The sequence below is a fragment of the Actinoplanes subglobosus genome (genome assembly GCF_042650585.1).
In the GTDB taxonomy this organism is placed as follows: Bacteria; Actinomycetota; Actinomycetes; order Mycobacteriales; family Micromonosporaceae; genus Actinoplanes; species Actinoplanes subglobosus.
Genome location: NZ_JBHSBL010000004.1, coordinates 22,583 through 34,558, shown reverse-complemented (window position 1 = coordinate 34,558; position 11,976 = coordinate 22,583). Strand labels below are relative to the sequence as shown.

The window sequence follows — 11,976 nt, the reverse complement described above, 5'->3', positions numbered from 1 at the left end:
CTCTCAGTGAATACCGGAATTGTGCCTCGCGTTGCTGCGATCGCAACACGGTATTGCCGACGACATGGTATCCACGACTAAAGCCCCCGCTTCGCTGGATCTATATCGATATTGATCTTTCCGGTAAGTTCCGGCCCTGTCAAGGCCGGTCCGGGGCCGGCCCTCCGCCTCCGCCTCCTCCGCCGCCGGAGAGGGAGGGCCGGGTGCCTCAGTACTTGGAGGTGCAGACCTGCGTGTCGCTGACCGGCACCCAGATGCACGCCTTGGCCGTCAGGCCCGCGTCGTTGACCATGGCCGAGTACTTGACGGTGCTGTTGGTGTGCTGCTCGGTGGAGGTCCGGAACGAGCCGTCGGCCTTGTAGCTGTACGTGTTGATGGTCCAGCCGACCGCGTTCGTCCTGGCCCAGGCCGTCCGGCAGACGGTGCTGTAGCGCAGCTCGATGTAGATGGAGCGGTTGGCGTACTTGAGGTACGTCTTGGTGTCCGTGTTCTCGGGAGTGACGGCGCTGTTCTTGCAGTTGACGGGAGCGCCGACGCCACCGCCCTCGAGGTAGGTGTAGGAGAAGGGGTTCTCTCCGTCACATTTGTTTCCGCAGGCCGCGAAGGCGGGCGTGGCCGACAATGCGAGGACTGCGCCGGTGGCGGCGATCGCTGCGATTCCGGCGCGTACTGCGTTCCTGATCAAGGCATTCCTTTTCCTGGCCGCCCGAATGCGGGCGAGCCGTTTCGGTGGGTTGTTCTGAGAAGCCGGCCTGACACTCCGTGGCGTCTCGGCCGGCTCCCGGAAGGGTTCTCAGTAGAGGGACGTGCACACCTCGGAGTCGCTGACCGGAATCGAGATGCAGGCCTTGGCCTTGAGACCCGCGTCGTTGACCATGGCGGTGTACTTGACGCTGCTGTTCGTCACCTCCCACGCGGAGGTCCGGAACGAACCGTTGGCGTTGTAGCTGTACACGGTGATCCCCCATCCGTCCGCGTTCGTCCTGGCCCAGGCCGTCCGGCACTGAGGGCTGTAGCGCAGCTCGACGTAGATCGCCGACTCCGGAAGATTGGTGGCGTACTTCTTGTAGACCTTGGAGCCCGAGTTCGCCGGTGTCCGGGCGTCGGTGGAGCACTTCACGACAGCGCCGGGCCCGCCGACGCTGACGTCGAGGTAGCTGTAGGTCTGCGGGTTCTCGCCGTCGCACTTGTTGCCGCAGGCGGCGAAGGCGGGAGTAGCCGACACCCCGAGCACGACTCCCGTGGCGATGGCCGCCGCCGCTGCCGCGCGTGCTGTTTTCCTGATCAATATGTTCTTCTCCTTGGTCGTTCCCGCGATACGGTTTCTGATAGCCGTTCTTGCCCGCGACGAATGGATTTCCGGGCAGCAAGAAGTGACCCTGGACCCGACCCCGGACTTATTGTGGAGGGCAGGGTTTCAGGGCAGTCCGGTTATCAGCCGATATTGAAATCGGTGAGGATGTGCCGGGCGCTGGTGAGCTCGCAACACAGCGCTGTCGACGACATAGCATCCATGACCAAAGCCCCCGCTTCGCTGGATCTAAATATCGAGATGCATTTTTGCCGCCTGTGACGGTCATGTCAAGTGCGCGGCCGGGACCGTGTCGTCCGGTACACCGTGCTGCCCGGGCGTGCCATATCGGCAGGGTAATTCCGCGCGAGGAAAGCGGGAGAAGGGGCTTTCCGGGAATTGGTGACGGCACTGTGGGTCGATGATCCACAGTGGTGCAACCCTGCTTTATTCAGGAACGGGACGGTTCTTCTTCGGCAGGGTGGCGACGACGGCGTCGTAGGAGGCGTCGACCGCCTCGAGGATCTCGTCGTCCGGGATGGCGCCGCCGAGGCGCAGCGTGTTCCAGCCGTGGCGGCCGATGTAGGAGCTGGCCGTGGCGTCGGCGGGGTAGCGGTCCAGCCACTCGTCGGCCAGGTCGCGACCTTTGCCGCACTTGACGCCGACCGTGCCGCCGCCGCCCAGGAACGCGAAGATCTTCGCGCCCACCTTCGCCACGGTGTCACCCTCCCATGGCTCGTCCGGCCAGGCCCCGGGCTTGGCGAGACAGTACTGAAGCAGTTCCTCACCGGTCATACAAGCCTCTTATTTTGCAAAACGGACAACACGTATTTTACGGTCTAGGGCATGTCTGATCGCCCGATCTTCGTCGTCGGCTGCCCGCGTTCGGGCACGACCATGCTCCAGCTCATGCTGCACGCCCACCCGCGGATCGCGCTGCCCCCGGAGAGCCGGTTCCTGCTGCCCGGCTATGCGCGCCGGCGCGAGTTCGGCGACCTCGGCGACCCCGCGCGGCGGCGGGCCCTCGGCGAGTGGATCACCCGCACCGCGCATTTCGGCGATCTCGGCCTGGAGGCGGAGGCGGTGGTCGAGGCGATCACGTCGGCGCCGCCGACGCTCGGTTCGGCGTTCGGGACGGTCTTCCGGATGTACGCCGCCCGCTTCGGCAAGCCACGCTGGGGCGACAAGCGGCCGCTCTACCTGCGGCATCTGCCGACGATCCGGCGGCTCTTCCCGGACGCGCAGATCATCACGATCATGCGGGACGGCCGGGACTGCGTGGCGTCGCTCAAGGAGACACCATGGAGCTCCGGTGACCTCGGGGAGCTGATCGACGTCTGGGCCCGCTCGGCCGACAACGCGCTGCGGGCCGCCCGGACCCTGCCCGGTGACACCTTCCACCAGGTGCGTTACGAGGACCTGGTGGCCGATCCGGAACCGCGTCTGCGGCGGATCTGCGAGTTCCTCGGCGAGGAGTACGACCCGGCGATGGCCCGCCCGTCCGAGCTGGCCCCGGTCGCGGTGCCCGAGTACAAGACGTGGCACGCGCTGACCCGGGCGGACGTCACGACGGCCCGGGTCAGCAGCTGGCAGCAGCGCCTCACCGGGGAGGAGGTCGCCCGGTGCGAGGCGGTCTTCGGTGACCGGCTGACCCGTTTCGGATACCAGCTGGCCACCGACTGCCACCGCACGCCCCGGATCCGCGCCGTCCGCACCTGGCTGACCGTGCGTGACCGGATCGGCCCGGCCCGGGACCGCGCCGAGACCGTCCGCGGCCGGCTGCGCGGCCCCGCCCTGGCGGCCCGTCTCTGAGGGGCCGGCTCACTCCTGCCCGGTGTAGGCCTTCAAGGTGTTCGCGGCCTGACGGCGGGCCTGCTCGGGGTCGGTGCCGAAGGCGATGTCCGCCTCGGTCCACGCCTCGGCGCTGAGCCGCATGAACGTGATGCCGTCCGGAGACATCGCCCACTCCATCGCGGCCTCCGGGGTGATCGTCGCCTCGGGGGTCGCCAGGTGGTTGGCCAAACCCCAGAACGCGCCCTCCCAGCCCAGCCCGACGGCTCCCGGCCCGTACTGCTCCCAGTGCTCGTCGTCGACGTGCGCCACGTGCTCCAGCTCGAACCGGGTGCGCCCGTCGCCCTCCGGCGTGAGCCGCACCTCGACCCAGCTGACCTGCTCGCCGAACTCCCAGGTCGCGCCGACGGCGTGCGGCCGGTCGCATCGGGTGATCGTGCCGCCGGCGTTGCCCTGGAACTGGTATCGCCCGCCGAGGCGCAGCTCACCGGAGACCGGCAGGAACCACCGGGGGATCCGCTCCGGGTTCGTCACGACGTCCCACAGGTCGTCCTGGTCGGTGTCGTAGGCCTGGCTGATCGTCATCACGCGGGCCTCACCGGCCTCCAGCACGCGGGTGCCGATCGTCCGCCGTACCTCACTGATCTGCTCTTTGACCTCGATCATCGCGCGCTCCTCGCATCGGTGGTCCCGACGCCCTCGCCGAGTCGCCGAAGGCGTTTGCCGCGGGCCACCTCGGTGGCCATCGCGGACAGGTGCGGCGTCCAGAACCTCCGGAACGGCGCCAGCCACTCGTCGACCTGCCGCAGTGCGGTGTGGTCGACGGCGTAGAGGCGCCGGGCGCCGTCCGGCCGCACCGTGGCGAAGCCGTTGTCGCGCAGCACCCGCAGGTGCTGCGACACGGCCGGCTGGGTGATCCCGAACTCCGCCCGGATGACGGCGGTGACGGCCCCGGAGGTCTGCTCGCCCTCGGCGAGCATCTCGAGGATCCGGCGCCGGACCGGATCGCCGAGCACATCGAACGCATGCACGAGGGAACCCTATCAGAAGCGACTTATATAAGTGACCTGTTTATAAAAGGCCGCCGGGCCCGCCCGGTGGAAGGGAGGCGGGCCCGGCGGAGTCTCGCGGGTCAGGCGCGGATGCGGTTGCGGAGCAGCGCGCCGGACTCGGTGAGCGAACCGGTGCCGGCGAAGGTGCCGGCGTTGCAGGTGCCCGGCTTGAACGCCGCGCTGCCCTCGCTCGCGTCCGAGTACGTCCAGTTGGCATACCCGATCCTGAGCCGGTCGAGCAGGTCGAACCACGCGTTGCTGCTGGCCGTGTCGACCGCGCCGTCGCCGGTGTACGTCACCGTGCCGAACTCGGTCACGAACAGCGGCAGCGAGGCCGCGGCCCGCTCCACCTCGGCGCGGTAGTTGTCCTTGTGCGACGCCGCGTAGTAGTGGAAGGCGTACATCACGTTGGACGCGCTGACCGGGTTGTTCACGATCTCCGAGGAGTTCGAGCCCTCCGAGACGCCCAGCGACGACCAGCCGCGGGTGCCCACGATCACGACGCCGTCCGGGTCGTTCGCCCGGATCACCGGGATGACCTGGTCGGCGTAGTTCTTGATCTGCGCCCAGCTCACGCCGTTCGGCTCGTTGGCGATCTCGTAGATGACGTTCTTCTTGTTCGCGTGCCGCGCCGACACCTGGGCGAAGAAGGTCTTGGCCCGCTCCAGGTTGTAGGCCGGGTCACCCGGGGTCAGGATGTGGAAGTCGATCAGCGCGTACATGCCGCGCTCGGTGGCCTCCTCGACGAGGTTGTTGACCCGGGTGGTGAAGCCGGCCGGGTCGGTCTCGTAGCCCTGCTCCTGCACATACATCGAGATGCGGAACAGGTCGGCGCTCCACTCGTTGGCGAGCACGTCCAGCGAGGCGTCGGTGTAGCAGTTCGGGAACCACTGGATGCCGTGCGTGCTCATGCCCTTGAGCTGGACCGCCTGGCCGTACTCGTTGCACAGCTTGGTCCCGCAGACCTTGAGCTGCCCGTTGACCTGCACCGGCGTCCCCGTGGCAGGCGGGGTGGAGGTGGACGGCGACGGCGAGGCGGACGACGGGCTGGGCGACGGCGGGGTGGTGGTCCCGGTGCACGCCTGGCCGTTGACGCGGCAGCTGGTCGGCTGGCCGGTGCCGCTGGCGATGAAGCCGAAGCTGGTGGAGGCCCCGGCCGCGATCGTCGCGTTCCAGCCGGCCGGCGTGAACGTGTAGGTGTTCCCGCCGGCGGCCTGCGTCGCGTTCCACGACTGCGTCACCGTCGTGCCGGCCGGGAAGGTCAGCTCGACCTTCCACGTATTGATCTGCGACGACGTGTTGTTGTTGACGGTCACCTGGGCCTGGTAACCGTTGTTCCACGAGCTCTGGACGGCGAACGCCGCCGTCTCCGCGCTGGCGGGGAGCGCGAAGAAGGCGGCGGTCGATGCCGCGGCCACGGTGAATACCGTGGTCAGGGCGATTGCTGTACGGCGTTTCACGAAAGCATCACCTCGGGGATGGGTGGGGGAACCCGTCCTGGGAGCGCTCCCAGGATCTCCGACTGTAACGCCTGCGTTAACCGACGTCTATTCCAGGGCGACCGCCACCGGCTGGATCGTGACCCGGACGGCGGTGCCCGGGGTCAGCTCCGGCAGCCGGCCGCTCGGCACCTGGGCGATCACCAGGTGGTCCCCGACGGACACCGTGACCCGGCTCGTCGGGCCGAGGAAGCTGCTGGTCAACACCTTCGCGGCGGACTCCGGGTCGGGAGCCACCTCGACCGCCTCGGGCCGGATCAGCGCGGTGACCGCCCCGCCGGCGTGCGGGGTCACCAGCGGCAGCCGGTCGCCGAGCACCTCGACGACATCGCCGGTCACCGTTCCCGGCAGGCGGTTGCTGGTGCCGACGAAGTCGGCCACGAACGCGGTCGCCGGCCGCAGGTAGACCTCCGACGGTGTGGCCAGCTGCTCCAGCTTCCCGGCCCGCATCACGCCCACCCGGTCGGCGACCGCCAGGGCCTCCTCCTGGTCGTGGGTGACGAACAGCGTGGTGGTGCCGACCTCGGTCTGGATCCGGCGGATCTCGTCACGCAGCTGCACCCGCACCTTCGCGTCCAGCGCCGACAGCGGCTCGTCGAGCAGCAGCACCTGCGGCTCGATCGCGAGAGCGCGAGCCAGGGCGACGCGCTGCTGCTGGCCGCCGGAGAGCTGGTGCGGATACCGGTTGCCGAAGCCGCCGAGACCGACCAGGTCCAGCATCTCGCCGGCCCGCTCCCTCGGGGCACGACCCTTGCGCAGGCGCAGGCCGAACTCGACGTTCTGCAGGGCGTTCAGGTGCGGGAAGAGGCTGTACGCCTGGAACACCATGCCCATGTCCCGACGGTTGGCCGGCAGCCGCGTGACGTCCCTGCCGCCGACCAGGACCCGGCCCGCGGTGGCCTCCTCCAGCCCGGCCAGGATCCGCAGCGCGGTGGTCTTGCCGCAGCCGGACGGCCCGAGCAGCGCGATCAGCTCGCCCGGCTCGATCGACAGGTCCAGGTCGTCGAGGGCGTGCACGCTGCCGAACGTGCGGCGCAGCCCGTCGAGTTGTACGGCGACGCCGCTCATGAGGTCTTTCCTTTCCGGGAGTTGCCCGCCAGGGACAGGACGAGCAGGAGCACGAACGCGAGCAGCAGGGCGGCCAGCGACACCGCCACCGACACACCGGCGCTGCTCTTGCCCAGGTACTCGATGGCGACCTGCAGGTTGGTGCGGTGCAGCAGCGACGCGATGGTGAACTCGCCGAGCACCAGGGCCACCGTCAGGAACGCGGCCGACAGCACCGCCGAGCGGATGTTCGGCAGCACCACCCGCAGGATCACGGTGGTCCAGCCGGCGCCGAGACTGCGGGCCGCCTCGGCCAGGGTCTGCACGTCGATGGCGGACAGGCCGGCGTCGATCGCGCGGTACGCGTACGGCAGCACCAGGATCGTGTAGGCGAACACCAGCGTCAGCGACGAGCCGCCGAGGAAGTAGTTGACCCAGGCGTAGACCGGGGCCAGGCCGACCACCAGCACGATCGCCGGGATGGTCAGCGGCAGCAGGCAGAGGAACTCGACCAGCCGCCGCAACCGGGGCAGCCGCAGCCGCACCCAGACCGCCGTCGGCACCAGCAGCGCCAGCATCAGCAGCGAGGTGAGCGCCGCCTGCAGCAGTGAGGCGACGATGCCCTCGGCCAGTGCCGGGTACTCGGCGCTCAGGCGCGGCCAGTCCAGCAGCAGCGGCCACGTCTTCGCGTCCCGGGTGCTGAACTCGACCATGGCGACCAGCGGGAGCAGGAAGAACACCCCCATCACGGACAGGACCGTCCACCGGAAGATCACCCGAGCCATTTGGCGGTCCTCTTCTGGAGCAGCGAGTAGAGGGTCATCACCACGGCCACCACGACGACCATGCCGAGCGCCATCGCCTTGCCCAGGTTGGCCTGGCCTAGCACGACCTCGCTGGTCAGGGCGCCGCGGATCTGCAGCGGGACGATCGGGCTGCCCTGGCTGACCAGGGCGGCGGCGGTCGCGTACGCGGAGAAGGCGTTGGCGAACAGCAGCAGGGTCGAGCCGAGGAACGCGGGGGCGAGCAGGGGGCCGGCCACCCGGGTCCAGTACTGCCAGGTGTTGCCGCCGAGGCTGACGTGCGCCTCCCGCCACTGCGGGCGGATGCCGTCCAGCGCGGGCAGGAAGACGATCACCATGAGCGGGATCTGGAAGTACGTGTAGACGAGCGTGAGCCCGGGCAGCTCGAACAGCCAGACGCCGTTGGCGTACGGATCGAGGCCGTGCTCCTGGAGCCACAGTGTCACGAACCCGGACAGGCCGATGGTGGCCAGGAAGGCGAAGGCCAGCGTGACGCCGCCGAACTGGGCGAGCACCCCGGCCGCCGCGGTGACCAGCCGGCGCAGCAGGCCGTCCGGTTTCGCGGTGACCAGCGCGTACGCCAGGACCGCGCCGAGCACCGCGCCGATCAGCGCGCTGGACGCGGACAGCGCGATGCTGCGGCCGAACGCGTCGATGATGTATTCGTCGGTGAGGGCACGGACGTTGGCCAGGGTGAAGCCGCGCCCGCCGTCGCCGGTGAACGCGCCGATGACCACGGTCAGCGTCGGGATGATCAGGAAGATCGTCACGAACGCGAAGAACGGGACCGTGCCGAGCAGGGCGGTGCCCCGCAGGCGTGGCCGTGCGGCCACGCGCTGCGGAGCGTCCGCGGCGATCTCAGCCAATGGCCTTGGCCCAGTTCGCGGTCAGGTACTCCTTGGCCTTGGTGCTCTGCGCCTCGGTCGGGATGACCGCGGTGCCCTCGACGGCCGGCAGCGCGGCGAACGCGGTCGCGTCGATGGTGCCGGCCTTCTGCATGGCGTCGGCGCGGACCGGGCGGGCGCCACCCTTGAGCCACAGGTTCTGGCCCTCGTCGGAGTAGAGGAACTCCTGCCACAGACGGGCGGCCGCCGGGTGCGGGGCGTCCTTGTTCACGGCCTGCACGTAGTACGAGCCGAGGACCGCACCGGACGGCACGAAGACCTTCCAGGTGGGCAGCTTCTTCGACTGCGCGGCGTTCAGGTAGTCCCAGTCGAAGACGACCGGGGTCTGGCCGGACTCGACGGTGGCCGCGGTCGGGTCGACGGGCAGGAAGTTGCCGGCCTTCTTCAGGTCGGCGAAGAACTGGACGCCCTTGCTGATGTCCTCGACGGTGCCGCCGTTGGCCAGCGACGCCATCTGCACGCCGCCGAACGCCGCGCCGGCCTGGGTCGGGTCGCCGTTGAGCGCGACCTTGCCCTTGTACTCGGCCTTCAGCAGGTCGGCGACGCTGGTCGGGGCCGGGACCTTGGCGCTGTCGTAGCCGATCGACATGTAGCCGCCGTAGTCGTTGACCCAGGTGCCGTTCGCGTCCTTGAGGCTGTCCGGGATCTCGGCGAACTTCTCCACCTTGTACGGCGCGAACATCGCGGTGTTGGCGGTCGCCACCGAGACGCCCAGGTCGAACACGTCCGGAGCGGTGTCCTGGCCCTTGAGCTGGGTGGCGGCGTTGATCTCGTCCTGGCTGGAGCCGTCCGGCTGGGCAGAGTTGACCTTGATGCCGTACTTGGTACCGAACGCCTTGATGATCTCGCCGTAGTTGGCCCAGTCCGGCGGCAGCGCGATGACGTTGAGCTGCCCCTCCTTCTTGGCCTCGGCGATCAGGGCGTCCAGGCCACCGAGGTCGGCGGCGCTGGTGGCGGTCCCGGCCTTGCTCGTGGCGGCCTCGGACTCCTTCTCCGGGGGCGAGCAGGCGCCGGCGAAGGCGATCATCGCGGCAGCCGTCAGGGTGGTGACTGCGGAGCGGGCAAGGGTGGTGCGCACTGGAGTTCCTCCTTCTGCGGCACCGGGGACCGGTGCGCGCTGGTGGATCATGGGAGTGCCGGGTGGAGGACGGGCATACGGCAGGAGGCCAGGGGGCGAATTCGGCCCTACCGCCGTCGCCTGGGGTTAGCCTGCACTTTTCCATGTGGCGGGGATGATCGAAAGCAGTCGTTGGACGACTGTTATATGGCAGACTCGCCTATGTGGATCACGCCGCCCTCGCCCGGCTCGCCGCGGCGGCCGGAGTAGCGGGCGTCGCCGTTCATCTGGCGCTGGCCGGCGGTCACGCCGGGCACGCTCCCGCGCTCTTCGCGGCTCTCGGTGTGCTCGCGCTGGTCTGTGTGCCGTGCGGTCTCTCGCTGCTGCGCCGGCCCGCCGACCGCGCGGCGTGGACCACCCTGCTGGTCCTGAGCGGGCTGATGATGGTGCTGCACCTGGCCATGGACCCGCGGGGCCCGATGCTGGCGGTGGTTCTGGCCGTGCCGGGCCTGCAGGTTCTTCTTTTTCTCTATTCGGTACGGATCACCGCCGGCCGGACTCGAGCACCTCTTTGAGCCGGGTCAGGTCGGCCTGCACCGCGTCGGCGTCCTGGTCGAAGTCGTCGTCGGTCATCCACGGCAGCCGCCGCAGGGTGAACATGATCTCCGCCCCGTCGCCGTCCGGGATGACCCGCATCGGCGCGTAGACCTCGTCGCCGTCCGGCGGGCGCACCCAGTGGTCCAGCACGCCCAGTTCGTTGCGGGGGGTGAAGACCAGCTCGGCGCCGTCGTCGCCGATCAGCCACCGGTCGCCCTCCCGGGTCACCGACGTGGCCAGGCCGGGCGCCCAGGCCGGCAGGTTGGCCGGGTCGCTGGTGAACGTGTACACGTCACCGGCCGGAACGTCGATGCGCTCGCTGAGGTAGCGGGATGCCGAAGTCACCCCGGAATCGTCGCAGAAAATTCCGGCTCTTGACGGCGTACCGATTGATCGACATAGTCCGTATCCATGAATGTGACATCGTTCCGTTCTTGGAAACGGACGGCGGTCGCGGCGACGGCCGCCGCCCTGGCCACGGCGCTGACCGTGGCCCCTGCCCCCGCGAGCGCCTCCCCGGCGGTCGCGAGCTACGCCACGACGATCAACGGTGACAGCGCCGACGTGTACTACCCGACGACCGGCACCCGGCTGCCGGTCGCGCTCTTCCTCCAGGGCGCCAACGTCGACAAGTCGCACTACTCCACGTACGCGGCGACGCTCGCCTCGTACGGGTTCGTCGTGGCCGTCCCCAACCACACCCGCAGCCTGTTCGGCACCAGCGGCCTCTTCCCCGAGGGCGCACAGGCCGGCTGGACCGTCGACTGGGCCGAGGCCGAGGACGACGACCCGGCGTCCCCGCTCTACAAGCGGATCGACGAGAACACGCTCGTGCTGTCCGGCCACTCGTTCGGTGCCGCGACCGCGCTCAGCCTCAGCACCGGGCTCTGCATCATCCCGTTCTGCGCGATCGCGAACACCGCGCCGAGCGAGCTGGAGGCGGTCGTCACCTACGGCGGCAACTACATCCTGTCCGGTACCTCGATCGTCCTGCCGGTGCTCAACACCGTGCCGGTCGGCTACATCCAGGGTCTCGCCGACGGCGTCGCGACCCCGGACGAGGGCCTGTCCACCTACAACCTGACCGCGGGCACGCCGAAGGCGTTCATCTCGGTCACCGGCACCAACCACTACGGCGTCACCAACGGGCAGAACCCGGCCGGCGCCGCCCCGGACACCTCGGCGCAGACCCTCGACCAGGCGGTCGGTGTCGAGACGATCGCCCGCTGGTCGGCGCAGTGGCTGCTCGCCCAGACCGGCAGCAGCGCGGCCAAGAAGTACGTCTACACCACCGGCGACGCGTCCGACCCGAACGTGACCGTCACCTACGTCAAGTAGAAGCACGGCCCGCCTGTCGGCGTACGGGCGGGCCCCGCTTTTCCGCGGTTCATTTCCCCGCGGGGCCATTCGGTGCGATGAATCCACCGATCTTGACATCCATTGATGTCCCGTGACATCGTTGCGACGCGATTCGAGCCCCGGCGCTGCATTGTGCCGGTGGGTCGGCGAATTCGCATTCAACGAATCAACGGGGGATTCAATGGCACGTGCAACGAATTGGATGAAGCGCGCCCTGGTCGTGTCGACCGGTGCCGCGATGATGGTCGCCGCGGCGGCTCTGCCGGCGCAGGCCGCGACCTACACCACGACCGGTGCCTGGGGCGAGGTCGTGCACTACTCGGGCAGCAACCCGGGTGAGATGGTCTACAACATGTACGCCAAGGACCCGGCGGAGGACGGCCACTGCGCCCGGTGGCAGTTCCGGCTCGGTACGGCGGCCTGGCAGTGGCACGGCGCCCAGGTGTGCACCGGCACCCGCACGTACACCGGCAAGGCGTACGGCAAGTACAACCACTTCTACCGCCTGTGCCGCACCGGCTCCGGTGGAAGCTGCACCAAGACGCTCGAGTTCGCCTGACCGTCACCGCGCTCCG

15 protein-coding genes are annotated in these 11,976 nt (G+C 69.1%); 4 read left to right on the top strand and 11 right to left on the bottom strand.

Annotated elements, in window-relative coordinates:
- Positions 1–208: 208 nt before the first annotated feature.
- The 3 genes from ACFO0C_RS03465 to ACFO0C_RS03455 all read right to left on the bottom strand — a co-directional run bounded on the left by ACFO0C_RS03465 (position 209) and on the right by ACFO0C_RS03455 (position 2,086).
- Positions 209–685, bottom strand: a complete 477-nt coding sequence (locus tag ACFO0C_RS03465) for a DUF2690 domain-containing protein (RefSeq protein ID WP_378065016.1) — start codon at positions 683–685, stop codon at positions 209–211.
- 108 nt (positions 686–793) lie between these two features.
- Positions 794–1,288 carry a DUF2690 domain-containing protein gene (locus ACFO0C_RS03460; RefSeq protein WP_378065015.1) on the bottom strand — a complete coding sequence of 165 codons (495 nt, stop codon included), beginning with the start codon at positions 1,286–1,288 and terminating at the stop codon, positions 794–796.
- Positions 1,289–1,738: 450 nt separating this feature from the next.
- Positions 1,739–2,086 (bottom strand): MmcQ/YjbR family DNA-binding protein, encoded by a 348-nt coding sequence (locus ACFO0C_RS03455; RefSeq protein WP_378065014.1) that lies wholly within the window; start codon positions 2,084–2,086, stop codon positions 1,739–1,741.
- A gap of 51 nt (positions 2,087–2,137) precedes the next feature.
- On the opposite strand from ACFO0C_RS03455, the gene ACFO0C_RS03450 reads away from it, so the two are divergent.
- Positions 2,138–3,103 (top strand): sulfotransferase family protein, encoded by a 966-nt coding sequence (locus ACFO0C_RS03450; RefSeq protein ID WP_378065013.1) that lies wholly within the window; start codon positions 2,138–2,140, stop codon positions 3,101–3,103.
- Positions 3,104–3,112: 9 nt separating this feature from the next.
- Here ACFO0C_RS03450 and ACFO0C_RS03445 read toward each other — a convergent pair whose 3' ends face one another.
- The 7 genes from ACFO0C_RS03445 to ACFO0C_RS03415 all read right to left on the bottom strand — a co-directional run bounded on the left by ACFO0C_RS03445 (position 3,113) and on the right by ACFO0C_RS03415 (position 9,466).
- Positions 3,113–3,748, bottom strand: coding sequence for an SRPBCC family protein (locus ACFO0C_RS03445; protein ID WP_378065012.1), 636 nt, complete (start codon positions 3,746–3,748; stop codon positions 3,113–3,115).
- The gene (locus tag ACFO0C_RS03440; protein ID WP_378065011.1) at positions 3,745–4,113 is read right to left on the bottom strand and encodes an ArsR/SmtB family transcription factor; all 369 of its coding nucleotides are present in this window, start codon (positions 4,111–4,113) and stop codon (positions 3,745–3,747) included. The genes ACFO0C_RS03445 and ACFO0C_RS03440 overlap by 4 nt, the downstream gene beginning before the upstream one ends.
- 101 nt (positions 4,114–4,214) lie before the next feature.
- A complete protein-coding gene (locus ACFO0C_RS03435; protein WP_378065040.1) occupies positions 4,215–5,576 on the bottom strand; it encodes a cellulase family glycosylhydrolase in 1,362 nt (453 codons plus the stop codon).
- Positions 5,577–5,681: 105 nt separating this feature from the next.
- Positions 5,682–6,701 carry an ABC transporter ATP-binding protein gene (locus ACFO0C_RS03430; RefSeq protein ID WP_378065010.1) on the bottom strand — a complete coding sequence of 340 codons (1,020 nt, stop codon included), beginning with the start codon at positions 6,699–6,701 and terminating at the stop codon, positions 5,682–5,684.
- The gene (locus ACFO0C_RS03425) at positions 6,698–7,465 is read right to left on the bottom strand and encodes an ABC transporter permease (RefSeq protein ID WP_378065009.1); all 768 of its coding nucleotides are present in this window, start codon (positions 7,463–7,465) and stop codon (positions 6,698–6,700) included. The genes ACFO0C_RS03430 and ACFO0C_RS03425 overlap by 4 nt, the downstream gene beginning before the upstream one ends.
- Complete coding sequence (locus ACFO0C_RS03420) at positions 7,453–8,316, bottom strand: ABC transporter permease (protein ID WP_378065008.1); 864 nt, start codon at positions 8,314–8,316, stop codon at positions 7,453–7,455. Before ACFO0C_RS03420 ends, ACFO0C_RS03425 begins: the two co-directional genes overlap by 13 nt.
- A 25-nt stretch (positions 8,317–8,341) precedes the next feature.
- Positions 8,342–9,466: an ABC transporter substrate-binding protein gene (locus ACFO0C_RS03415; RefSeq protein WP_378065007.1), complete on the bottom strand. Its 1,125-nt coding sequence runs from the start codon at positions 9,464–9,466 to the stop codon at positions 8,342–8,344.
- A gap of 203 nt (positions 9,467–9,669) precedes the next feature.
- Here ACFO0C_RS03415 and ACFO0C_RS03410 point away from each other — a divergent pair, with 203 nt between their 5' ends.
- Positions 9,670–10,020, top strand: coding sequence for a hypothetical protein (locus ACFO0C_RS03410; RefSeq protein ID WP_378065006.1), 351 nt, complete (start codon positions 9,670–9,672; stop codon positions 10,018–10,020).
- Here the strand turns inward: ACFO0C_RS03410 and ACFO0C_RS03405 are convergent.
- Complete coding sequence (locus tag ACFO0C_RS03405; protein ID WP_378065005.1) at positions 9,989–10,387, bottom strand: SRPBCC family protein; 399 nt, start codon at positions 10,385–10,387, stop codon at positions 9,989–9,991. The two genes, ACFO0C_RS03410 and ACFO0C_RS03405, sit on opposite strands and share 32 nt — an antisense overlap.
- Before the next feature lie 66 nt (positions 10,388–10,453).
- Between ACFO0C_RS03405 and ACFO0C_RS03400 the strand changes: the two genes are divergently transcribed.
- Positions 10,454–11,380, top strand: coding sequence for an alpha/beta hydrolase family protein (locus ACFO0C_RS03400; RefSeq protein WP_378065004.1), 927 nt, complete (start codon positions 10,454–10,456; stop codon positions 11,378–11,380).
- Positions 11,381–11,603: 223 nt separating this feature from the next.
- Entirely contained in the window at positions 11,604–11,960 is a 357-nt protein-coding gene (locus ACFO0C_RS03395) for a hypothetical protein (protein ID WP_378065003.1), read from the top strand.
- Positions 11,961–11,976 lie beyond the last annotated feature (16 nt).